Genomic DNA, 22,065 nt, shown 5'->3' with positions numbered 1-22,065 from the left:
GACTGATTGAGTAAAAGGCTTAAATCAGCTCCTTCAACTAGCTCTTTTATGGGTTTTTGTAAGTCCAATTGCTGTTGTCTACATTAGGCTGTTTTGAACTGTTTATTGAAACGAATAACCCTAGTTAATATAAATATACATATTTTATTTTTTATTCATCTTGATGGAGCAAGCTTATTTTAGATATCTAGTTTTACTAATGCATTAAACACAGATAGACCAACTTTTTCAGCTAACTTTGCAGGTACTGCGTTACCTAACTGTCTCATTATCTCTCCCCAAGAACCTTCAAAATAAAAGTTATCTGGAAAGGTTTGTATTCTTGCACTTTCACGAATAGTAAAATATCTAACGCTACCGTCTTCAAAACGGATCATATTTTCTCCTCCAGGAACTCCGTGTGCACCAGCTTTAAGAGCCTTAGATGGTTCGTCAATATAGCTACCTGTATGACCGGAATAAATTTTAGCTCCTTCTTTAAATATATGCTGATTGTACTTTTTGGCTGTTTCATGATTGGGATCTGGTAAGTCTGATAGGGCATCGCGAACTGTTACCCAAGGCAAGTTATCAGGTTTAAATAAGCCATACTTTTTACGAATTTTTTCTACTTTTTTTAACATTTTTTCTTCGGCAACTGGCATAGGTAAATTATGCTTCCTCCAATATTCACCTGAAACCCATTTATCCCAAATTAATGATTCTTCTGAGTGAGTTGGTTCAGGAAAAGTCCAGTTTGCATCAATATCTGAACGAAAACCAATAAAAAAAATGCGTTCTCGTTTCTGCGGAACACCATAGTCAGCTGCATTTACAAGTTGATAAATTACTTTATATTCTAACTCGGTATGTCCATTCTGGGTGTGATATTGCTCAAGCCTTTCTCTATGTTGCTCCCATGATTCATCTGTACTTGTCTCAACAGATGGGTATTGAAGTTGTAAAATAATATACTCAAAGTAATCCACAAATGATTTTCTCATTAAACCTTTTACATTTTCAAATACAAAAGCTTTAGGTCGTTTTTCGCGAATTGCTCGAACTGCTTGAGGAAACATGTCTCTAGAGTCTTCATGTCCTTTTGCTTTGCCACCCAAAGAAAAAGGTTGACATGGGGGCCCCCCTGATACTAGATCTATCTTGTCATAAATACTCATATAGTCAAAATTAACTACACTGCCTTCATATAGACTTTTGCCAAAATCAAATACATTATTGGCTCTAATAGTTTTACAAGCATCTTTGTTCAACTCAATAACCGCTTTGTGATGAAAACCACAATTCGCTAAACCAAGTGCTAGCCCTCCACCACCAGCAAAAAGCTCGATTGAATTCATATAACATCCTAAACTGTATGGTTCATATCATTGTGAGTAGTTTACTATTTCTTTTGGAATAAAGCTCTTTTCTCTGTGTAATTGAGTAAGCCTTTTTAGTTTATCTGCCTAACTTTTTTATTTTCGTAATCTATCAGACCCATGGTCTTCCTGGATGTATTTTGTCCCATTCAGACCTGGCCTGTTCATAACGACCTTTGCCTGGATCATGGTTTCCAAAACCATCAATTTTGGTATTCCAAATTGGTTTGTATTTATTAATAAGCATTGATTCGACCACTGAAATAATTGCACTCATTTCTAAAGGTATTATTATGAACTGGCATTTGAAGTCAGCAATGTTAAGATTGGTTGTATGTTGTATACTTCTTACATGCTCATTCAGTCTATTTTTTAGTTTAGGCTCCTCACGTGTGATATATGTGCCAGTTCTAGAACCTGTTGGAACTGCTTTACCAACATAAATAGGTTTACCTCCAAGCGCTAAATAGTTAGGGTTTTTACCGTTGTAATAGAGAGCATAAACACCAGAACCATTAAATTGACTATTTATGGGTAATGGATGCTTGGGAGTTAATTCTAAAAATCGTGTAGCTTCGTTCGCAAGTTGCATAAGTTGGTGAGATTGAAATGTTTGAGACAAGACGTTGATAGTCATCATATTATCCTTAATTTGATTGAAATTTATATGGACTCTATAGTAACCGAGGTATTTTCACAAGTGTTTGAAGATACATAAGGTGCAGGGGGAAGGCTAAATTCAAACAAAATTTTGAGAAATTTAAATCATCTAAGCAGTGTGAGTTCTTGGCGCTCTGTTGTCATAATAATTTTTACAGGTTAAAAGACTACGGTTTATATTTGCTTTAATATTGCTAGTTTACTCCCACTATAACCTAAGCGATTAAATATCGAATACAGAGGCGTTAAAAGATGATTGCAAAGTTAGATAATGCAAATGAGGCAGTGGCAAAGCAAATTTACACCACCTTTCAACGTTCTTATAAAATTGAGGCTGAGTTAATAGGTACGCAGAATTTTCCGCCTTTATCGCGCACTGTTAATGATATACACAATTCGCAAACGCTTTTTTATGGATTTTATGACGATACTCAGCTTGCGGGGGTTATTGAACTGGCAATCATCAATGAGCGATTAGAAATTAATAGCTTAACGGTTGGCCCTGAGCATTTTAGAAAAGGCATCGCCGATAAGTTAATCCGCTATGCGTTAATTAACTTTATTGAAACAGCATCAACAGCGATAGTTGAAACCGCAGTAGTTAACGAGCCCGCTATAAAATTATATAAAAAGCATGACTTTGTTGAGTTTAAAAGATGGACGCCCGATCACGGTATTGAAAAACTGGCCATGATTCGAACTGGGATGGTTTAACTTAATAATTACACTGAAAGAATCTCGTATATTCACTGCCTTTCAAATTATAAGCTTAACTTGAAAATACGTTTCAAAAGGTGAACAGCGGTGGCTAATTGCTTAGGGTAATCAGTTAAGTTTATTTTAAGTTTTACTGTTTACGTTTAACCAACCATATTTAAACATGATTTTTTGAAATACAAATTTTATGTTTTAGATCACTAAATACTTAGTAACGATAGGTTACTGTATGTGGAGTATTTAATACGTACAAGGGTAGAGGTTACCTCTTCAAGCTCTCAAAACATAAGAGCTAGGTTGAGACGTTTCATTTTTCGAGGGGCACTATGAATTTAAAAAATACAACAACTCATTACAATACACTCTCCATTGCTTTGCATTGGCTTATGTTCATATTGATTGTAGCTGTTTACGCAAGCATTGAACTGCGCGAATTATTCGACAAAGGGACTACAACCCGAGATGCCTTTAAAATGTGGCATTTTATGCTTGGTTTATCGGTTTTAGCTTTAGTAAGCGTTAGGCTAATTGCTCGCGTTGTGGGTGGTTCGGCTCCTGATATAAAACCAGAACCAGCTAAATGGCAAAATAACCTGGCCAAACTCGTGCATGTTATTTTGTATGGGTTCATGTTTGCTATGCCTATTGCTGGATGGTTAATTTTGAGCATGGCGGGCAAACCAATTCCGTTTTTTGGTCTAGAGCTGCCGCCACTGGCCAGTAAAGATTTAGACTTGGCTAAAACCATCAAAGAGCTGCATGAAACCGCAGGGGAAGTTGGTTATTACTTGATTGGATTACATGCAGCCGCCGCCTTATTCCACCATTATGTTTTATCTGATAATACGGTTGCACGAATGCGTTTGCCGAAAAAATAACAGCTAATTAAGTGGTCAAACTGTTGTTTGCTCACATATTCAAGGATATGAGCGACGCGCGTATATTGTTCCATTTAGATCTACTTAAAAATAATAGAAAACTTAGTGATAGTAATACCTTAGGTTATTTGTTAAAACTATATAAAGTAGATAAATGAGCGTTAAGTCGGCAGAAATATGCGCGATGAGCGCACTATTAAATTGTTAAGCGTACACATCGGAAACGATGTCTAAAGGAAACTATGAAAATAACAACATTAGTGGATAACACTCGGCTGGACGATAGGCAAGATTTGGCTGTTGAGCGTGGGTTATCATTACATATTGAAACTGAATCATTGAATATACTGTTTGATATGGGTGGAGGAGATACGTTTTGTCAAAATGCGCCTCTACTAGGTGTTGATATCGAACGCGTTGATATTGCGGTTATATCGCATCGGCACCATGATCACTGTAATGGTGCTGTAGATTTTGTCTCTCGCAATTCTAAAGCCAATGTGTTTTTGAAAGATTGCGAAGAAAAAAACTACTATTTTCGTGCTTATGGTTTCAAAAATGATGTTGGTATCAATACAGATTTACTAAAAGACAGCTATGAGCGGCTTGTATTCGTTAACCAAACGACTGAAATTGCGCCGAATGTATATGCTATTACTGATATAAGTATCAAACACGAAAAGCCAAAAGGAAACCGATATCTATATACGCAATCTAAAAATGGATGGGAATCCGATAGATTTGACCATGAATTACTACTAGTGATAAAAGAGCACGATGGTTTAGTTATATTTACTGGTTGTGCTCATAGTGGAGTTCTCAATATGGTTGACACTGCTGTTAGCTATTTTCCGAGTGAGAGAATTAAAGCAGTCGTTGGGGGCTTTCACCTTGTTGGGCTGCCACTATTCGATAGTATCGGTGGGACTAAGCAAGACATCAAAGACCTTGGTCTTGCGTTGTTACAATACCCCATTGATAAACTGTATACAGGACATTGCACAGGTAAGAAGGCTTATGGTCTGCTAAAAGAAGTGCTCGGCGAACGTTTAGAGGCAATCCCCACAGGAAGGTGTATTAGTGTATAGCGAAAAGTACGCTTAACAAAGCATTTAAGAGGGATTCACAACGCTTGGCAGTTTTGGTTTGAGTTAACTTTAGTGTTTACGGCACAATGGATTAGGTTGGGTGGTAGCGTTGTTCACCCCTTAATGCGGCGTTCTTTCAAGGATGGGTGCATGTTTCCAAGAATTTTATTATCTATTAGCCTTTCTATTTTTTGTACTCTCGTTTCTGCAAAATCAATCTTGGTCAATCAAGCTGAGTTAGAATATGAAATTAAAGGTGTTGGGGAAAACATAGTACTTTTTGAAGCGGGTGCTATATCTGGAATGTCAGGCTGGGATGCCATTTGGGATAAACTGCCAGAAAATACCACTGCAATAAGATACTCAAGAAGAGGTGAAGGGAAATCTTCTTCTTGCATTGGTGATTTAACATCAAAGGATTATGTTAGGGATGCTGAAGAATTAATTCACTTGCTTAAAATAAATAAGCCCATCATTTATGTTTCTCACTCATACGGTGGGAAAATAGCGAGAGAGTTCGGAGTTAGAAATCAAGATAGAGTTACAGCTATGTTGTTTGTAGATCCTATCAATCCAAGAGATGTTGAAATTATTGAGAAGCTAGATCCTTCAGGTGGGAAAAAGGCTAATGATAAGATGAAACAAGATGATATTAAAATGGGAAAAGAGAATAACTGGTGCCTAATAAATGATATCTGGGATAAAAAGCCTTCCTTAGGTTATGGTGATATAAAAAATATTCCGATAACATTAATTGCTGGTGTGAAAAAGTTTGAGAATCCAGAACGCCTTTTTGATACAGATAAAGCTCGTGAATTATGGGGGGAGTTTCAATCAGAGTGGGTTCTTAAATTTCCAAAGGGAAAAGCTGTTATGGCCAATAAAAGTGGCCACTTCGTTCAAGACGATGAACCGGAATTAGTTATTAGTGAATTAAAAGAACTAATAAAGAGAGCAAGCGAAAGCTAACAAGGCAATTAGGATCGGCAACGTCCGTTCATGGCACTCTGTCGCCATAGTAATTCTTACAGGTCAAAAGACTGCTATTTTAATTTAAGTCGATTTAGCTACGGCTAACTTAACCAATTGTAGTTATATTAAAAAAACATGCTTGACTTAAATTAACGGCACTTTTATTTTTTCGTTGCTCGTTGCTCGTTGCTCGTTGCTCGTTGCTCGTTGCTCGTTGCTCGTTGCTCGTTGCTCGTTGCTCGTTGCTCGTTGCTCGTTGCTCGTTGCTCGTTGCTCTCGCTATGGTAGCTTTTTATTTATTCGGGTATGATCTGCGCAACTTTGATTTTCAGTTGCTATTTATGAACACGTTAAGTGCCAAAGAAAATATTCAAGCCATTGTTAAGGCTATTAAAGCTGAAGAAGCTAAACTTCGTCAAAAGCATCCGTTATTAGCCCATCAAAATACACTCGGAATGGCGATATTACTGCTGTCGCTTGGGGCGTTTATTGGTGTAGGTACGCTTTATTATTTTGCTATTATCCCCGCTTGGTTGTGTATTATTTTAGCGGCCATTGCAGCGTCAATTTCCCACGAGCTTGAACACGACCTGATCCATAAACAGTACTTTAGTAACCAGCCTTTTCTACATAACTTTATGATGCTAACAGTGTGGCTAATGCGCCCAAATACTATTAGCCCTTGGTATCGCCGTAAAATGCATTTACATCACCATAAAACCTCGGGCACCGAGCAAGACCTTGAAGAGCGCTTAGTCGGTAACGGCATTAAAAACCCATTTTTACGTGTGTTAGTCATTGTTGATGGCTTGCTTGGTTTATTAATTAACGCAAAGCGTTTTAGCAAAGAAATTAAAGGCTTTAGCTTTTTTAAGGTATTTAATGCAGGATTCCCAGTAACTACCGCTTACTTTGCAATTTTATACAGCGTTATTGTATTTCATTTAGTGAACTTATTTATGCCACTTGAAGTTAACTCACCGGTTTTATTGTTAGATGTTATGGCGGTGTTTGAGTTTTTAATGGTGGTGTTAATTGTGCCTAATATTGTGCGTTCAAGTTCATTAAATTTTGTGACTTCATCAATGCATTACTATGGCGGCGTTAATAACATGCTTGAGCAAACCCATGTTTTAACCAGCCGCTTATTCGCACCGTTTAACTTATTTTGTTTTAACTTTGGCCATACCCATACAATTCACCATTTTGTGCCAAATCAGCCGTTTTATTTGCGCCAGATGATCAGTAAGAAAGTGCTTGAGGTAATGAAAAAACACGGTGTTCGCTTTAACGACTTTGCTAGCATCAAACAAGCAAATCGCTATCAAGCTTCTTAATATCAAGATACAAATCACTAATTGACCTCAAGTTAGGTTAAGGTTCTAAAGTCGTTATCTAACTCAATATTTAGGTAACGACTATGAACCTTAATCAAATCACTTTACCTGTCTCTGACATCGAAAAAGCAAATCAATTTTACCTGGCCATGGGCTTTACACAAATTGTAAAAACGGATCATTACTCACGCTTTGAGTGCTCTAATAAAGCTACATTTTCTTTATTATTAACCGATGATGTGTTTAGTAATGGCGCGGTTATATATTTTGAAAGCGCAGAACTAGAAAAGTGGGTCGCCTCCTTAAAAGCTAAGGGCTTTGAGTTTGAATCAGCGATCACCGAGCAGCGTTATTTATGGCGAGAAGCGGTGTTAAAAGACCCATCAGGCAATAAAATTAAACTTTATTGGGCGGGGGGAAATCGGCTGAATCCACCTTGGCGAGTTGAAATTACAGATTGATCGCCCAGTATAAAAACCGTTAATGAGCTAAATGTTTGTTGAAAATACAAGGGAAGTTGGCGTAAAGTGATACCACTTTAGTTAGTTAAAATTCTATGTAGGGATCTTAAATGCAAATTACCGGACGTTGTCATTGTGGTGAGGTTACTTACCATGCTGAAGTTGATGAAAATAAAGTAATAAATTGTCATTGTACTGATTGCCAAATTATCGCAAGTTCCCCATTTCGCACTGTGGTTATATCACATCCTAACGCGGTTACGTTTACTGCAGCTGCGCCGAAAGAATATATAAAAACAGCCGAAAGTGGTAATAAGCGTGCACAGGGATTTTGTGGCAATTGCGGCACCTCTTTGTATGCAACGTCAGTCGGTGATGGCGATAAAATTTATGGCCTACGTATTGGAGCTATTGAGCAGCGTGAGCAACTTATTCCTAAAGCACAAATTTGGTGTCGTTCAAGCCCATTTTGGTTAAAAGAGCTAAACACTATAACTGGCTTTGATACTGTGCCTTAAGCGTCTAGTTTCGTAATGTATATTACTACTATGCGCGCTCTAACAATTTTGCAAAAGATAAATTAGCGCGCATTGCTACGTTTATATCTGCTTTAATAGCCAGTGAATTGATCACGGCATTTATGTGTGCTGCTTCAAATTGCGAATCAAGACATGTAACTAAATGGGCTTGAAGCAGAGCTTGAAAATTATCTTCCACCGCCAATGCCCCCAGCTTTATTGCCAAGTAACAGTGATGAGAAAGCCTGCTTTGGGCGCTGTTTATTTTAGTCATGGATAGGTGTTCAATTTCTTGCTCAACCAATGCTGTACGATTTGGCTGTCTTTGCAAACATATTTGTTTTAGCACGTTTAGGCTATTTAATGCCCGAGGGGCACCAATGTAGGTAACCATATAAGAAAATGCACTATTAAGCTCATCAATGGTATGTCCTTTATCTAAGGCTTCGTTCAACAAGTTTTTTAGACGATATAACTCCCCCATTGCTGCAAGTGCGGCAATAGCTGCAACAAACGGGTATTTTGTGTGATTATTTACTTTAAGCATAATGTCTCTTTAAAAGTTAAATTGTTAAAAAGCAAAAATATCGCAGTAGCTAAGCTTTACCTTAGGCTGCTTAATTTGCTGTTTAAAGTAGTGCGTAGAGAAGTGAATTATTTGGGTTTTTATAGTGATAACCTGTCAGCGCATTGATATGCCTGAGCGAATATTTATTATTACTGATAATGGCTAAATGTGTTTGTTAAAACCAATGTGTTTTTTGCCTAAAACAACAGATCGTGATTGTTTTTAATATTTATGAGTGTGCTTAGTGCTAAGCTTTGATTAAAGTATGATGAGATCAAATTAAAACACGATGACTAGTAAACAAATCTTAACCGAATCCGTGTTAGCAATTGCTACACACGATGGTATTTTTAACACTCAGATAGATGCGCTTAAATTAGTACGTCGCAGCAATGTGTCTGAACCTATGCCATGTGTTTATGGGCTTGGCTTAGGCGTTACTGTGCAAGGTGGCAAGCGTGTTACCTTGGGCGAAGATATTTATGATTATGCAGAAGGACAAACATTAGTTGCCTCTGTTGATGTGCCAGTTGTAAGCCATATTACTTCAGCGTCTATACAACGACCTTTTTTAGGATTGCACTTATGTATCGACAGTAAAGTTTTAGGTCAAGCAGTTGCTAATATGGATTTTTCATCTCAAAGTCTGGCTGCTCGTCAATGTGCTATGTCGGTAGTCGATGCTGATGAGGGTCTTTTAGATGCTATAAATAGGCTGATTAAATTATTAAACGAGCCTAAGCTGCTTTTACAACTCGCCCCTTTAATCCAGGAGGAGATTGTTTTTCGGTTATTACAAAGCCCACATAGTTATCAATTAAGGCAAATAGTAACCGCAGGATCCGCTAGTCAAAAAATAGCTAAAATTTTATATTGGTTAAAACAAAATTATAAAGATGATTTTTCGATAGTTGACTTAGCTGTTGAAGCGCATATGAGTGAATCAACGTTTCGCCAGCACTTTCGAGAAGTGACTAAACTCAGTCCTTTGCAATATATTAAAAACTTACGTTTACAAGAGGCGAGGCAATTAATGCTGAATCAGCGCCTTGATGCGAATACGGCTGCTTTGCAAGTGGGCTATGAAAGCGCCTCACAATTTAGCCGCGAGTACACCCGGTTTTTTGGCCGCCCACCGCTCAAAGATATAAATGCACTGCGTTTAAGCAATGCATTTATTTAGGCGTGTAGTTAGGTATTGCTGTTATTTCTCATGGTGATATTACGGCCCCCTAAATAACCAAATACGGCGCACAATGCACTGGCAAAAGCACATAACCATAAGGTGGTTGTCCAATTGCCAAAGTAGCTATGTAATGAGCCTGCGATAATCGGCCCAGAGGCGGCAAGTAAATAGCCCAAGCACTGTGCCATGCCTGAAAGTGATGTAGCCTGACGGGTGTCATGAGTACGTAAGCTAATAAACGATAAACCTAAAATAAAGCAGGCGCCTGAGCAAAATCCTAAGGTGACCGCCCACAAAGAGGCAAACTCAGGTAAATAGAGCAGCCCAAGTGAGCATGTTGCGGCTATTAGTGCTAACAAGCTGGTTAAAATACGTTGATCTTTAAGTTTTGCCAGCAGTGGTATTAAGATAATGCCAGGCAGGGCAGACGCTACCTGAAAGGCACCTTGTAGCGCACCCGCATGCTGAGCTGTATGGCCACCTTCAAGCAAAATGCTCGGCAACCAACTAATCATAATATAGGTAAAAAATGAATTTAATCCCAGCAGTAAGGTAATCTGCCACGCAAGCGGCTCGTGCCATACTTTGTTGGTGTTGACACTCGCCAGTAGATCTTTTGTTGGCTTAGTATGAAGTTTTAACTGTGGTAGCCAAATAACAATACTCACTAGGGTAAGTAAGCCATAACACGCAAGGGCTAATTGCCAACCCATACTTTTATATTCAGCCAGTGGGATAATAAGCGCGGCATAACTGCCACCAAAAATGCCCATCGCTAGTACGTAAGTAGAGGTCATCACGGCCACTTTATGCGGAAAGTCGCGTTTAATTAAGCTCGGTAATAGTACGTTACCAATTGCGATACCTATACCAATGACTGCAGTGCCTAAGTAAAGCATTGGCATAGAGTCAATTAGCCGCGAAGCCAAGCCTAAACCAATCAGAATAAGCGCAATAAACAGTGATATTTCTAAGCCTTGTTTTTTAGCAAGATTTGCCGCCATCGGACTGGCTAAAGCAAAGGCAATTAATGGCAAAGTAGTGAGCATACCGGCTTGAGATGGAGTTAAAGCAAAGCTTAAGATTATTTGCTCAAGCACAGGCGCAAGCCCTGTAACCGGTGCGCGTAAGTTAGCGGCAATAAAGATAATGCCTAAAATTAAAATAGCAGAAGAAAAAGCAGTTCTTTTAATGGCAGTCGAGTTCAAAACAAAAATCATCAATAACAAAGAGGGAGCGCAATTATAACTCAGTCCTGGTGACGTAGATATTAAATGGGATGAATATAATACCCAAGCCACCTCAAGATGCAGAATTCAGCGTTTCACAGGGGCTTAATATCAAGGCGTTACTTTGCAAGAATGGCAGTCCCTTTTAAGAAGTAACAACGATGAGAGTAAGTGTCTGTGAAACGCCCAAGGGGTTGGTTTAAAAGTGATTTATACTGTGTTATTGATTTTAACAATAGAACCACTATTACTTACAATCAATGCCTTGCCTAAATCGCTTTTAATTCCAACGACGCTCGCATCTTGAGGTGGTTTGGGTATAGGCAAAAATAATTAACCCCACTTTTTATAGTCATCCGTTAATAACCTTACTAATTACGAATTTAATAGATAACAAGGTGACTTTATGAATAACAAGATTACTAATGCCCAGCAGGTTAATTTACGTTTAACTATGTTGAGCCTTGCGGTGATAGTTAGCTTAACTGGCTGTGAGCAAAGTGCGCCACATGAGGTTGATAAACAACAAAGCCAAGTAAACAACGCGGCGCCAATTAATCAAACCGATGAGCAGCAATTGGAGCTGCAAGCTCAAAAAATACAGATGCAACATGCCGTAAGATATACGGCAATGCCACAAGGAATGATGCATGAAAGCGTTGCTATGCCGCGCTCTGAATTACAGCTACAGCCGATGCCACGGACTCCAATTGATGATGTAGTCGTAGTGTCAGAGCAAGATCGTGAAAACTATTTGAAATCTCAGCAAAATCCAGTGAAACAAGTTGGTACTGAACCGATTTCAACCTTTTCAATTGATGTGGATAGCGGCAGTTACAGTAATACGCGGCGCATATTAAATATGGGGAAGTTGCCGCCAAATGATGCGGTGCGCGAAGAAGCCTTTATTAACTATTTTGATTATGACTACAGTGCGCCTAACACTATTAGCACACCGTTTAAGGTGCATACAGAGGTTGCAACGGCGCCTTGGAATGAGCATCGGCAATTACTAAAAATTGGCATCAAAGGTTTTGAGGTAGAAAAAGCTGATTTAAAAGCGGCCAATTTAGTGTTTTTATTGGATGTATCAGGTTCTATGAATGCGCCCAATAAATTACCTTTATTAAAAACCAGCTTAACCATGTTAACTAAACAATTAGATGAAAATGACTCAGTCGCTATTGTTGTGTATGCCGGTGCCGCAGGCGTGGTTTTGCCTGCAACGAAAGGCAATGAGCAACAAACTATCAGCGCCGCGTTAGATAAACTGGCAGCAGGCGGCTCAACTAATGGCGAGCAAGGTATTGAACTGGCTTATCAAATTGCGGCCGAAAATTTTAAAAAAGGAGGTATTAATCGGGTGATTTTAGCCACTGATGGCGACTTTAATGTGGGCACCCAATCAATCGATAAACTCAAAGAGCTGGTGGCATCTAAGCGCAAAACGGGGATTGCCTTAACTACTTTGGGGTTTGGCCAAGGTAATTATAATGATGGCCTAATGGAGCAACTGGCAAATATAGGTAACGGCCAACATGCTTACATAGATAACATAAACGAAGCACGCAAAGTACTGGTCGATGAACTCAGCAGTACCATGCAAATTATTGCCAAAGACGTAAAAATTCAAGTGGAATTCAATCCACAGCAGGTGGCTGAATATCGTTTAATTGGTTATCAAAATCGCGTACTCGCTAATGAAGATTTTAATAACGATAAGGTCGATGCCGCAGAGTTAGGGGCCGGGCATAGCGTGACTGCGCTGTATGAAATAACCTTAGCCAACTCCGATCATAAACAAATTGATGAGCTGCGTTACCAATCTAAAGAAGACAAAGAACTGGCTACCAGCAATGAACTCGCCTTTGTAAAAGTGCGTTATAAACAGCCTGACGCTGAGCAAAGTAAGCTGCTCACTCAAGCTGTTGCAACACCTAAAGGTGAGCTGCCTTTATCGCAAGCCAGCCAAGACTTTAAATTTGCCGCCGCAGTGGCTGGTTTTGCACAGTTATTAAAAGGTGCAAAATATACCGGAGACTGGCAGTATGAAGATTGTGCTAAATTGGCAATCGCTAACAAAGGCATAGACACATTTGGCTATCGTAGTGAGTTTGTGCAACTCGTTAATAATGCTGCAGCACTTAATTAATATTGCTGTGGCACTGTGCTTTAAACAAAGGACGTTATGATAGAACTAGCTGATGAGCAATTAATGTTGAGTTATGGACAAGGTGATGTACAGGCTTTTACCCAGCTGTACCTGCGCCATAAAAATAGCTTATATCGTTATTTTTTACGCCAGTGCGCAAGCCCGCAAGTAGCTGAAGAGCTCTATCAAGAAGTCTGGAATAAGCTGATAAAAGCGCGCTCACAGTATCAAGTGAGCGCTAAATTTACCACTTGGTTGTATCGTATTGCGCACAATGAATTGATTGATCATTACCGCCGTACTGGTACGCAAAACAAATGGTTAGACTACGATAATCAAGACATTGAAATTGCCGAATTTGCTGATCATAACAGTCGAGCAGATGCTGAAAAGCTCGAGCAGACTCAGCAAGCAGCGCAGTTAAAAGTGTGCCTAGCGCAATTGCCACGTGAGCAAAAAGAGGCGTTTTTACTTAAACACGAAGCTGATTTTACCCTCAAAGAAATTGCCGAATTAGTGGCAGAAACTACTGAAAATATCAAAAGCCGCATCCGTTACGCGCAAGCCAAGCTAAAGCAATGTATCAAGTATAAAATGGAGACTAACAATGAGCGATAAGTTAACCAGCCATGATATTGCTTCACTTTATAAACGTGGTGCAAGGGAGCAACCAAGCTTACAACTTGATGAGCAAATATTAAAACGCGCAGCTGATGAGGTTGCAGATAATAACGTAACCCCGATTCACAAACCTAAGCGCTTTTACCAAACTTGGTATGGGCAATTATCGACTGCGGCATCACTGGTGTTAGTCGCCGTATTATATGTGCAAAATACCGAGCAGTATCTTAGTCCTCCAGAGACAATGAAAGAGCTACAAATTTTAAGTGATGAGCAAAACGCTACTGCACCAGAAGCTGCGTTTGAAATAATGCCAAGAGAAGCGCAAGAGCAAACTCAAACTCAAACAATGCAATTAACACAACCCCAGCAGCGTCAACGTAGTGAAAAAATGGCAGGAAGGCAATTTGAAGCACAAAGCATGACCGCTAAAAGCGAAGTATTATTAGAGCTTGAAATTATCACCGCAGAGGTAGCAAATAAATTTAAGCGTATAGATACACTTATTGCTGATGGTGAAACAACCGCCGCTAAAGCTCAGCTTGCTGAGTTATTAGTAGCGCACCCTGAACTCAAGGTGCACTTAACGCAGCAGTATAAACAGCTATTACAGTAAAAGGTAATCTAGTTATGTTCGCTATAATGGCGAACTCAAGCTAGGTAGCTACCAAGCGTAACTTGCTGAGAACATGATATTACGTGGTCGCCCAGGAAAATAACGGTCGCCAGTAAAGCTGGTGTAATCAGCACGCTCGGCATAAGCGGTATCAAGGAGGTTATTAATGCGGGCCGTTAACTTAAGTTGCTCTGTGATTTGCCAAGCGCCACGTAAGTTAATCAAATCATGGCCGTCGTAGCTGTGTAGGTTTTCAGGGTCGGTAAAGTAGTCGCTGACATGGTGCCACTCAAGTGCAACTATTGTAGCATCTGTTGCTTGGTAGTTAATTTGCACATTCGCAATGTTACGCGGTGCGGTGTCTATCTCGTTACCGTTAATGTTTACTTCAGATAAAACTTGGTCATAGTCGTATGTGTGTATTGCATGGCTTGCTGCTAGGGCAAGTTGAATCGACTGAGTAAGTTGATAATCAAGCTCCAGCTCAATGCCACGATGATGAGTTTGGCCATCATTAATGGTAAAAAAATCGCTGTCGCGAAAAATCACGTTTTGTTTATTCATCGCATACGCAGAGACTACATAGTGCAGTTGTAGGTATTGCCCTTTGAGGCCCACTTCTAGATTGTCTGCTGTTTCTGATTTGAGATCAGCCACTTGCTGATCGCGTTGCAACTGATACAACTCGGCTGCTTGCGGTGCACGGTAACCGCGAGATAGGTTTGCATATAAATAATTATCACCACTGATTTGATAACTCAGGCCAAGCTTTGGCGAGGTGTTGGTAAATTTATTTTCGCCACTTGGCGGGCGCGAGTAACGACAACCGCCAAATCCACATTCGTTGCCATTCTCGTCAGTGCGACCAGCCAGCATATTATTGCTGTAGTCGTAATCAAGCTGCTCAAAGCGTGCGCCTAAACTGATAGCGAGTTGCTGCCATTGCCAATCAAGGCTAATAAAAGGGGCGAGTAGGGTGCTGGTTACATCGTAATCGTAATGCTTACCTTGTGGCACAGTTGCTACTAAAAATGGTGAGCCTTGAGTTAGCTCGTCTTGATATTGCAAAAAATCTGCACGGGTGTATTCGCTGTCTAAGCCTAAGTTAAGAGTAAGTGAGCTTGAGTAAGTATGTTGCCAAAGTGATTGTACGCCAACACCATTTTGGCTGTTCTCTTCAAGTGGTGTGCCGGGTAAAAAGTGTTTAAAAAAGGTCATACTCTGATTACGCACATAAGGCGTAATGGTAAAAATATCTTGCTCTGTTTGCCACTGTGCTTTTGACCATAATCTAAATGAACGCGCCTCTCTAAAGGCATCGGGGTCAAAGTTTTGTTGGGCTATCGCTTTATCTTTATAAGTTTCAAAGCCTTCGATAAAGCCTGCGGTTTCTTGATCAAGATTGGTATAACTCAGCCCTGTTGTTATTGCGATGTCGTCGCTAGTATAGCGATGACGTAGGTTTAATTTCTCTTGGTCGACGCTTTCGTCATCACGATAACCCGTATCACGCGTCACGCTGGCATTAACTCCAATGCCTTGATTGCCTAAATCTTTACCGCTGCGTAATTTAAACCGGCTATACCCATATGAGCCAAAATCAAGGCCGAGTAAATGCTCATCATAGGTGGTATCCGGGGTGATCACATTAATCACGCCATGTACGGCGTTGGAGCCGTAAAGGGCTGAGCCTGGGCCTTTTAATACTTCAATACGCTCTGCCATTTCAGTATGCGCTTCAAATAGCTCGTTAATATTACAAAAACCTGCCGCACGCAGTGGAATGCCATCTTCAGCGGTAAGTAACCCACCACAGGCGCCCGCACCGGAAAGCACTGGAGATCGCAGTGCAGGTAGATATTCTTGGCCATTACCGTGTTGTAGATTTGCCCCAGCAACTTGTTTTAAAACTTGTTCAATATGGGTCGGGGCGATTAAATCTAACTGCGCTTTAGTGATACTGCTGATCACTAAAGGCAGTGGATCTGCACTTACCTCTGCACGCGAGGCTGTGGTGGTAATGCGTTCAATTTCGGTTTGCTCGCCAGCGATACTTAAAGTTGAAGTAAGTAAGGCTGTGGTGACAATAAATAAACGCATTGTTTTCCTTAAAGGTTTTAGTTGCTAATTCAAAGCTAAAATAACAACTTAAGTAGTAACTAGCAATTACGATAAGATGAATGTATCAGTAATCTGGCTTTGCTTGATAAACGCTTCATCGTGGCTGACTAAAATAAAGCTGCCAGTAAAGTCAGCCAAATTTTGCGCAAGATGTTGTTTGTTTGCCAAGTCTAAGTGGTTATCGGGTTCATCGAGTAACAGTAAATAGTCTGCGGCATTTTGCGCGGCGATAAGCATGGCTAGTTGCATTTTCTCGCCGCCGCTTAATTGGCTAATTAGCCGATAAATATTCTCTCCCTTAAAGCCAATATTCGCAAGCAAATGGCGTACTGTTTGTTGTTTTAGCTGACAGTGTTTTTCTAATGCATTGCATAAAGTGTCTGTTGCTCCTAAAAAAGAGCTGTGTTGATCGATATAAAGCACTTTACTATTTAATTGAAGCGCTGTTGATACTGGTGAATTTACCGAGTCATTAATCATCCTGAGTAATGTTGATTTACCGCTGCCATTGGCTCCTTTTAGGTGTAACTTATCACCACTAAAAATTTGCAGGGTGATCGCTTTATTAGCGCTTGAAAATGGCAAAGTAAGTTTTTCAATAAATAGTAGGCGTTTATTGCTAGTCGGTTGCGTAAACTTTACTGTTTTAGCTTTACTATTTGGTAACTGCTGTTGAAGTGTTTGGCGTTTTTCGGTTAGGGCTTCGCGTTTGGCTGAGGCTAGCCGCTCAGAAGCGCCTTTACTTGCTTGGGCACTGTTTTTCTTAAAGTCTAACATCACTTTTGGTTGGCTGGTGGTGTTACGTTTTTTATTACCTTGTGCTGCTCTTTGTTGGGCTTTTTCACGATTAAGCTGGGTTTGCTGAAGGTGTTTTTGTCGCTCCTTGTCAAGATTATTAATTTGTTTTGTAAGCGCAGTTTGTTGTCGTGTTTTTTGCTCATTAAAATGCTCATAATTCCCCGTTTCATAATGAACACCTTGACTGCTGAGCTCAATAATAGCATCGCATTGATTAAGTAATTGGCGGTCATGACTTACTACAATTACTTGCCCTTTAAACGCATGTAATTGGTTAATTAGCCATTGCTTTGCTGATTGGTCTAAATGGTTACTTGGCTCATCTAAAATCAGTAAATCAGGCTTTGTTTGCAACGCGCAAAATAGCATTAAACGCCGCTGTTGACCGCCGCTTAAATGCTTAATTGGCTGGTTTAATGAGGTATCAATAGCAAGGGCTAAAAGTTGTTGTTTGTAATATTGCTCGCATAACCAATCATCATTGATTAGGTTAAAGTCAGCCTCATGGCAGCTTCCTTGTTCAATACGATTAAGGGCGGCTAACTTTTTATCAACTCCTAATAGTTGTGCAATCGTGGATGACGATGTTTGAAGGTGCTGCTCACTTAATTGTTGCTGTGAGATAAGCACGCGAGTACCACTAAATTCAACATGTCCCGAACTAGGTTGTTGTTGGTTTGCCAATATACTCAACAATATTGATTTACCACTGCCATTAGCACCAATAATGGCAGTTAGCTTTTCGCTCACTGAAAAGTTGAGATTTTTAAATTGTAATTGGCCATCAGGGTGTTGATAGCTTAAATTGTGGATGTGTAATGACTGCATAATGCCTCTGGAGTCAGCAGGGCATGGCGCGCAAAGCAGTTAAAATTAACTAGATATCGGTAAGTCGATCACGATAGATATGACGAATTTTGCGCCCACTAACCCTGTAAATTCAAAAAATAAAACGAATTTCAACAGGTGTTAGTTATTCATTAATGCGCAAACTCTAATAAGGTAAGTGAGTTAATAATATACGAATATGTTGTGAGCTGTCAGCCAGTTTTTATTATTTATTGTTTTACAGCATTTTATTTATTCTCTTTAATATAGCTAACTAAATGTTTGTTAAAACACAAAACTGTAAGCACTCACTACCTTTACAAAGTTTACAATTCCTTTCATCTTTCATTCAGGCTGACTTGTTAGGCTTTAGTTATCCACACAGATTATGCTAGGAAGTAGCTATGAATAAATTAATCCCCCTGTCTTTGGCTGTACTTGGTTTGAGCCTATTACCGTTTGCAGCAAATGCTAAGCACGAGCGCGAACATGATCGTTATGAACATCGCCATGAGCATCATCATGAGCATAAAAAGTACCATAAAAAATATTATAAAAAACACCATAAGTCAGCAGATTATAAAAAGTTGCCGCCGGGTTTATACAAGAAAGTAGGCTACGGGCATGGCTTACCGCCGGGTTGGTATAAAAAATATCATCGCGGCGATCGCCTTGATAGAGATATTTACCGCCGTGGTCGAGTTGTTGAGAGTCATGACCGTAAGGGGATAATTTTATTGGAAGTTGATGATCAGCTAATTCATTTAGTGCATGACACTCGAGAGATTCTCTCTATTGTTACTCGTCACTAAATTTTTACCAAGTCACAACTTGATGTCGGTTATTTAATTTACTTCATAACGAGTTCATGAATTATTGCTATTCTTTAAATGAACTAAATAGGGAGTAAAATATGAAAGCACTTCTATCTACTGCTTTGCTTGGCTTAGTACTGTGCAGCGGCGCAGCTTTTGCAAAAAATGATAACCATGACAAAGACAAAAATAAAGGTAAAGGGAGTTTACCGCCAGGATTACAAAAAAAAGTTGATAATGGTGGTCAATTGCCTCCTGGTTGGCAAAAAAAGTACCACAAAGGTGACAGATTAGATTACGATATCTATCGCCATGGTCGAGTAGTAAAACCGATAGACCGTGATGGTCGTATTACGATTGAAATAGACGATACCATCATTCATATGGTGCATGATACTCGCGAAATTTTGTCAATTTTAAGTCGTTATTAATAAAGGATTATTGAATGCTAATTGTGCTGGTAAGTATATTAAGTGTGTTATTAGTTGTGACACTTTTACCTATGTCTTTCAGCCAGCATTATTTAATTCGTAGTTGCGACTTTGTTCGTTTACAGGTTTTTTATCTTGCATTGGCTGGGTTGCTTTTAGGTGTTTATTTTGCATTAAGTGGACTATCGCCTTTGGTTGTATCGTCGCTAATCATGGCAACTGTAATTTTGCTTATTCAAGGTAAATGGATATATCCTTATACTTGGCTTGCTAAAAAAGAAGTGGCGCAAAGTCCCGCAGGCAGTGGGCATAGTATTCGTATTATGTCGGCTAATGTGTTGATGTCGAACACTCGCTACCAAGACTTAATAGATTTAGTCCATGAACACCAGCCAGATTTACTTATTACGCTTGAGTCAGATACTAAATGGCAACAGCAACTTGCAGCCATTGAAGAAGATTATCCATACAAAATATTTTGCCCGAAAGATAATCGCTACGGCATGCATTTATACAGTAAATATAAGATAAAAAAACAACAAGTATGTGAGCTTGTAGAAAACGATATTCCCTCAATTCACGTTCTATTTGAAAATACAGAAGGTCTTGAAGTACAAGGTCATTTTATTCATCCTGCTCCTCCAAGTCCTACTGAAGAAGATACCTCTAGGCCACGAGATACCGAACTTATTTTGCTTGCTAAGGCTTTAAAGAACAACAAACGTCCAACAATTGTTGCCGGCGATTTAAATGACGTTGCTTGGTCAAGAAGTACCCGTTTATTTATGGAAATCAGTGACTTTTTAGATCCACGCAAAGGCCGAGGTTTTTTTAATACCTTTCATGCTGGGTATTTATTTATGCGCTGGCCGCTCGATCATTTATTCCATAGCCATGGCTTTACTGTTAAACGCATTAAACGGTTAGAGAAATATGGCTCGGATCATTTTGCTCTTTTAACCGAGTTAGTGCACAAACCTAGTAACAGCAATCAGCAACTAGATGATGACATGGATATTCAAAAGGCGGTTAATGAATTGCAAATGCAGAATACTTCTAGCCGAGAAGTGCTTACCTTTAATGATGAAGTAAAATATAGTGAATAACAGTTATTGTACACTTAATTTATTTAGTCATAAAAAAAGGGCCAATTAAGGCCCTTTAGAGTATTTTTTATTGAGAGTTATTAGCTATTGATCATAATGGTTTTGATATTAACAAACTCTCTCATACCAAAACCGCCATGCTCACGACCATAACCACTGTCTTTAACACCACCAAATGGTAAGTTTGGTTGAGCCAGCCCATAACCATTTATGTTAACCATACCAGTATCAAAATGCTTGTTAGCAAGCTCAATGGCTTTCTTTTCATTTTTAGAAAAAATACCGCCACCTAAGCCATAACGTGAGTCATTAGCGATACGCATGGCATCTTCGTTATCTTTGGCTTTGATAAGAGAAGCGACTGGGCCAAATAATTCATCATCATAAGCAGGCATATCTGGTGATAAGTTTTCGAGTAAAGTGGCTGGATAGAAATAACCCGTTTGCTTAGGTATTTCGCCACCAGTCACAATTGACGCACCAGCTTCAACTGATTGCATTACTTGTTTATGAATTTTGTCTCTTAAATCCTCGCGTGCCATTGGGCCAAGATCGGTGTTTTCGTCCATAGGGTCACCAAGCTTCATCGCTTTGAACTGCTCAACAATGCCTGCTTTAAATTCATCATATAATGAGTCAACTACCACAAAACGTTTTGCTGATACGCAGGTTTGCCCGTTATTGATCATACGCCCTTGGACACAGGTTTTAATTGCCAACTCTAAATCTGCATCATCAAGTACCAAGTAAGCGTCGTTACTGCCAAGTTCTAGCACAGTCTTTTTAACGTGTTTGCCAGCTTCTTCGGCCACTTTTTTACCCGTGCCATCACTGCCGGTAAATGTAACCCCACGAATTGCAGAGTGACTGATAAGCTCACTGGCTGTTTTGCCATCAATTAGTAGGTTTTTAAATACATAACTAGGGAAACCTGCATCAGTGAACATTTCTTCGATTTTTTCAGCCATACCAAACACGTTACCAGCATGTTTTAGTACTGCGGTATTGCCCGCCATAATGTTCGTCACCGCATAACGAATTACCTGATAAAGTGGGAAATTCCACGGTTGAATACCCAGTAATACACCGGTTGGTTGATAGCTAATGATAGCGCGGCCATTTTGCATCGGGCGTTCTTCATCCGCTAATACTGTTTGGCCATGTTCGGCGCTGTAGCGACATATAGCTGCGCAAAGCTCCACCTCTTGTAACCCTTGCTCGTATAGTTTACCCATTTCTTGGGTCATCAGCGTTGCGAGTGACTGTTTTTGTTGCTCAAATACATGCGCTAATTTGTTTAGGTGTTTGGCTCGTTCAGTTAGCGAAGTATGGCGCCATTGTAAAAAGGCATCATGACTTTTATCTATTTCATTTTTTGCTTGTGCTAAGTCAAGCAAGGTATAGTCTGCAATAGTTTGTTCAGTGGCAGGATTAATTGTCGATACTGTGTTAGTCATTTTCATCTCCTTACAAATAATATTGAGTAAAGAAGTGCAAAGCTAACACCAACTCTGCGCTAAACTATTTAATTATTTTAAGTTGTTGCTATAAAACAGCTTTTAATTTTTTCATTATTATTTTTACTCAGCTATTATTTTTGTATCG

The 22,065-nt window shown here is 39.5% G+C and carries 21 protein-coding genes; 14 read left to right on the top strand and 7 right to left on the bottom strand.

Going from position 1 to position 22,065, the window contains the following annotated elements; genetic code table 11:
* Positions 1-179 precede the first annotated feature (179 nt).
* Complete coding sequence (locus J7338_RS01660) at positions 180-1,337, bottom strand: DNA cytosine methyltransferase (RefSeq protein WP_210795039.1); 1,158 nt, start codon at positions 1,335-1,337, stop codon at positions 180-182.
* Between the two features lie 133 nt (positions 1,338-1,470).
* A complete protein-coding gene (locus J7338_RS01655; protein WP_210795037.1) occupies positions 1,471-1,998 on the bottom strand; it encodes an Eco29kI family restriction endonuclease in 528 nt (175 codons plus the stop codon).
* Between the two features lie 272 nt (positions 1,999-2,270).
* Between J7338_RS01655 and J7338_RS01650 the strand changes: the two genes are divergently transcribed.
* From J7338_RS01650 to J7338_RS01620, 7 genes are all read left to right on the top strand, one after another.
* Entirely contained in the window at positions 2,271-2,732 is a 462-nt protein-coding gene (locus J7338_RS01650) for a GNAT family N-acetyltransferase (RefSeq protein WP_210795035.1), read from the top strand.
* A 329-nt stretch (positions 2,733-3,061) separates the two neighbouring features.
* Positions 3,062-3,613: a cytochrome b gene (locus tag J7338_RS01645; RefSeq protein ID WP_210795033.1), complete on the top strand. Its 552-nt coding sequence runs from the start codon at positions 3,062-3,064 to the stop codon at positions 3,611-3,613.
* A 242-nt stretch (positions 3,614-3,855) separates the two neighbouring features.
* Positions 3,856-4,701 (top strand): MBL fold metallo-hydrolase, encoded by an 846-nt coding sequence (locus tag J7338_RS01640; protein ID WP_210795031.1) that lies wholly within the window; start codon positions 3,856-3,858, stop codon positions 4,699-4,701.
* Between the two features lie 150 nt (positions 4,702-4,851).
* Positions 4,852-5,670 (top strand): alpha/beta fold hydrolase, encoded by an 819-nt coding sequence (locus tag J7338_RS01635; RefSeq protein WP_210795028.1) that lies wholly within the window; start codon positions 4,852-4,854, stop codon positions 5,668-5,670.
* A gap of 344 nt (positions 5,671-6,014) precedes the next feature.
* Positions 6,015-7,010: a fatty acid desaturase gene (locus J7338_RS01630; RefSeq protein ID WP_210795027.1), complete on the top strand. Its 996-nt coding sequence runs from the start codon at positions 6,015-6,017 to the stop codon at positions 7,008-7,010.
* A gap of 83 nt (positions 7,011-7,093) precedes the next feature.
* Positions 7,094-7,471: a VOC family protein gene (locus J7338_RS01625; protein ID WP_210795025.1), complete on the top strand. Its 378-nt coding sequence runs from the start codon at positions 7,094-7,096 to the stop codon at positions 7,469-7,471.
* 110 nt (positions 7,472-7,581) lie between these two features.
* Complete coding sequence (locus J7338_RS01620) at positions 7,582-7,989, top strand: GFA family protein (RefSeq protein WP_210795023.1); 408 nt, start codon at positions 7,582-7,584, stop codon at positions 7,987-7,989.
* 28 nt (positions 7,990-8,017) lie between these two features.
* Here the strand turns inward: J7338_RS01620 and J7338_RS01615 are convergent, their stop codons facing one another.
* Positions 8,018-8,536, bottom strand: coding sequence for a carboxymuconolactone decarboxylase family protein (locus tag J7338_RS01615; protein WP_210795021.1), 519 nt, complete (start codon positions 8,534-8,536; stop codon positions 8,018-8,020).
* Between the two features lie 310 nt (positions 8,537-8,846).
* On the opposite strand from J7338_RS01615, the gene J7338_RS01610 reads away from it, so the two are divergent.
* Positions 8,847-9,740 carry an AraC family transcriptional regulator gene (locus J7338_RS01610; protein ID WP_210795019.1) on the top strand — a complete coding sequence of 298 codons (894 nt, stop codon included), beginning with the start codon at positions 8,847-8,849 and terminating at the stop codon, positions 9,738-9,740.
* 8 nt (positions 9,741-9,748) lie between these two features.
* On the opposite strand, the gene J7338_RS01605 is transcribed toward J7338_RS01610, so the two are convergent.
* Positions 9,749-10,963, bottom strand: a complete 1,215-nt coding sequence (locus tag J7338_RS01605) for an MFS transporter (RefSeq protein ID WP_210795017.1) — start codon at positions 10,961-10,963, stop codon at positions 9,749-9,751.
* Between the two features lie 415 nt (positions 10,964-11,378).
* On the opposite strand from J7338_RS01605, the gene J7338_RS01600 reads away from it, so the two are divergent.
* Genes J7338_RS01600 through J7338_RS01590 form a run of 3 tightly spaced genes read left to right on the top strand, consistent with a single transcriptional unit; the run spans position 11,379 to position 14,361 of the window.
* Positions 11,379-13,124, top strand: a complete 1,746-nt coding sequence (locus J7338_RS01600) for a vWA domain-containing protein (protein ID WP_228732895.1) — start codon at positions 11,379-11,381, stop codon at positions 13,122-13,124.
* A 36-nt stretch (positions 13,125-13,160) separates the two neighbouring features.
* Positions 13,161-13,742, top strand: coding sequence for a sigma-70 family RNA polymerase sigma factor (locus tag J7338_RS01595; protein ID WP_210795015.1), 582 nt, complete (start codon positions 13,161-13,163; stop codon positions 13,740-13,742).
* The gene (locus J7338_RS01590; protein WP_210795013.1) at positions 13,732-14,361 is read left to right on the top strand and encodes a hypothetical protein; all 630 of its coding nucleotides are present in this window, start codon (positions 13,732-13,734) and stop codon (positions 14,359-14,361) included. Before J7338_RS01595 ends, J7338_RS01590 begins: the two co-directional genes overlap by 11 nt.
* Positions 14,362-14,409: 48 nt before the next feature.
* Here J7338_RS01590 and J7338_RS01585 read toward each other — a convergent pair whose 3' ends face one another.
* Both J7338_RS01585 and J7338_RS01580 read right to left on the bottom strand, forming a co-directional pair.
* A complete protein-coding gene (locus J7338_RS01585; protein WP_210795011.1) occupies positions 14,410-16,461 on the bottom strand; it encodes a TonB-dependent receptor in 2,052 nt (683 codons plus the stop codon).
* 66 nt (positions 16,462-16,527) lie between these two features.
* A complete protein-coding gene (locus J7338_RS01580; protein WP_210795009.1) occupies positions 16,528-18,108 on the bottom strand; it encodes an ATP-binding cassette domain-containing protein in 1,581 nt (526 codons plus the stop codon).
* A 404-nt stretch (positions 18,109-18,512) separates the two neighbouring features.
* On the opposite strand from J7338_RS01580, the gene J7338_RS01575 reads away from it, so the two are divergent.
* The 3 genes from J7338_RS01575 to J7338_RS01565 all read left to right on the top strand — a co-directional run bounded on the left by J7338_RS01575 (position 18,513) and on the right by J7338_RS01565 (position 20,460).
* A complete protein-coding gene (locus J7338_RS01575) occupies positions 18,513-18,920 on the top strand; it encodes a hypothetical protein (protein WP_210795007.1) in 408 nt (135 codons plus the stop codon).
* Between the two features lie 101 nt (positions 18,921-19,021).
* The gene (locus J7338_RS01570; RefSeq protein WP_145241208.1) at positions 19,022-19,354 is read left to right on the top strand and encodes a hypothetical protein; all 333 of its coding nucleotides are present in this window, start codon (positions 19,022-19,024) and stop codon (positions 19,352-19,354) included.
* Positions 19,355-19,368: 14 nt separating this feature from the next.
* Positions 19,369-20,460 (top strand): endonuclease/exonuclease/phosphatase family protein, encoded by a 1,092-nt coding sequence (locus tag J7338_RS01565; protein WP_210795005.1) that lies wholly within the window; start codon positions 19,369-19,371, stop codon positions 20,458-20,460.
* An 80-nt stretch (positions 20,461-20,540) separates the two neighbouring features.
* Here J7338_RS01565 and J7338_RS01560 read toward each other — a convergent pair whose 3' ends face one another.
* Positions 20,541-21,917, bottom strand: a complete 1,377-nt coding sequence (locus J7338_RS01560; RefSeq protein ID WP_210795003.1) for an NAD-dependent succinate-semialdehyde dehydrogenase — start codon at positions 21,915-21,917, stop codon at positions 20,541-20,543.
* Positions 21,918-22,065: the final 148 nt, after the last annotated feature.

The sequence above is a fragment of the Pseudoalteromonas ostreae genome, from assembly GCF_018069805.1.
Taxonomy (GTDB): domain Bacteria; phylum Pseudomonadota; class Gammaproteobacteria; order Enterobacterales; family Alteromonadaceae; genus Pseudoalteromonas; species Pseudoalteromonas ostreae.
Note: the sequence above shows the minus strand (reverse complement) of the source record. Positions and strands in the feature narration are given on the sequence as shown.

What these genes read in the sequence shown, in the direction of transcription:
- J7338_RS01635 (WP_210795028.1), top strand. Translation starts at nt 4,852, where the DNA reads ATGTTTCCAAGAATTTTATTATCTATTAGCCTTTCTATTTTTTGTACT.
- J7338_RS01610 (WP_210795019.1), top strand. Translation starts at nt 8,847, where the DNA reads ATGACTAGTAAACAAATCTTAACCGAATCCGTGTTAGCAATTGCTACA.
- J7338_RS01585 (WP_210795011.1), bottom strand. Translation starts at nt 16,461, where the DNA reads ATGCGTTTATTTATTGTCACCACAGCCTTACTTACTTCAACTTTAAGT.
- J7338_RS01595 (WP_210795015.1), top strand. Translation starts at nt 13,161, where the DNA reads ATGATAGAACTAGCTGATGAGCAATTAATGTTGAGTTATGGACAAGGT.
- J7338_RS01565 (WP_210795005.1), top strand. Translation starts at nt 19,369, where the DNA reads ATGCTAATTGTGCTGGTAAGTATATTAAGTGTGTTATTAGTTGTGACA.
- J7338_RS01615 (WP_210795021.1), bottom strand. Translation starts at nt 8,536, where the DNA reads ATGCTTAAAGTAAATAATCACACAAAATACCCGTTTGTTGCAGCTATT.
- J7338_RS01645 (WP_210795033.1), top strand. Translation starts at nt 3,062, where the DNA reads ATGAATTTAAAAAATACAACAACTCATTACAATACACTCTCCATTGCT.
- J7338_RS01625 (WP_210795025.1), top strand. Translation starts at nt 7,094, where the DNA reads ATGAACCTTAATCAAATCACTTTACCTGTCTCTGACATCGAAAAAGCA.
- J7338_RS01560 (WP_210795003.1), bottom strand. Translation starts at nt 21,917, where the DNA reads ATGACTAACACAGTATCGACAATTAATCCTGCCACTGAACAAACTATT.
- J7338_RS01620 (WP_210795023.1), top strand. Translation starts at nt 7,582, where the DNA reads ATGCAAATTACCGGACGTTGTCATTGTGGTGAGGTTACTTACCATGCT.
- J7338_RS01575 (WP_210795007.1), top strand. Translation starts at nt 18,513, where the DNA reads ATGAATAAATTAATCCCCCTGTCTTTGGCTGTACTTGGTTTGAGCCTA.
- J7338_RS01640 (WP_210795031.1), top strand. Translation starts at nt 3,856, where the DNA reads ATGAAAATAACAACATTAGTGGATAACACTCGGCTGGACGATAGGCAA.
- J7338_RS01570 (WP_145241208.1), top strand. Translation starts at nt 19,022, where the DNA reads ATGAAAGCACTTCTATCTACTGCTTTGCTTGGCTTAGTACTGTGCAGC.
- J7338_RS01605 (WP_210795017.1), bottom strand. Translation starts at nt 10,963, where the DNA reads ATGATTTTTGTTTTGAACTCGACTGCCATTAAAAGAACTGCTTTTTCT.
- J7338_RS01600 (WP_228732895.1), top strand. Translation starts at nt 11,379, where the DNA reads ATGAATAACAAGATTACTAATGCCCAGCAGGTTAATTTACGTTTAACT.
- J7338_RS01655 (WP_210795037.1), bottom strand. Translation starts at nt 1,998, where the DNA reads ATGATGACTATCAACGTCTTGTCTCAAACATTTCAATCTCACCAACTT.
- J7338_RS01580 (WP_210795009.1), bottom strand. Translation starts at nt 18,108, where the DNA reads ATGCAGTCATTACACATCCACAATTTAAGCTATCAACACCCTGATGGC.
- J7338_RS01630 (WP_210795027.1), top strand. Translation starts at nt 6,015, where the DNA reads ATGAACACGTTAAGTGCCAAAGAAAATATTCAAGCCATTGTTAAGGCT.
- J7338_RS01660 (WP_210795039.1), bottom strand. Translation starts at nt 1,337, where the DNA reads ATGAATTCAATCGAGCTTTTTGCTGGTGGTGGAGGGCTAGCACTTGGT.
- J7338_RS01590 (WP_210795013.1), top strand. Translation starts at nt 13,732, where the DNA reads ATGAGCGATAAGTTAACCAGCCATGATATTGCTTCACTTTATAAACGT.
- J7338_RS01650 (WP_210795035.1), top strand. Translation starts at nt 2,271, where the DNA reads ATGATTGCAAAGTTAGATAATGCAAATGAGGCAGTGGCAAAGCAAATT.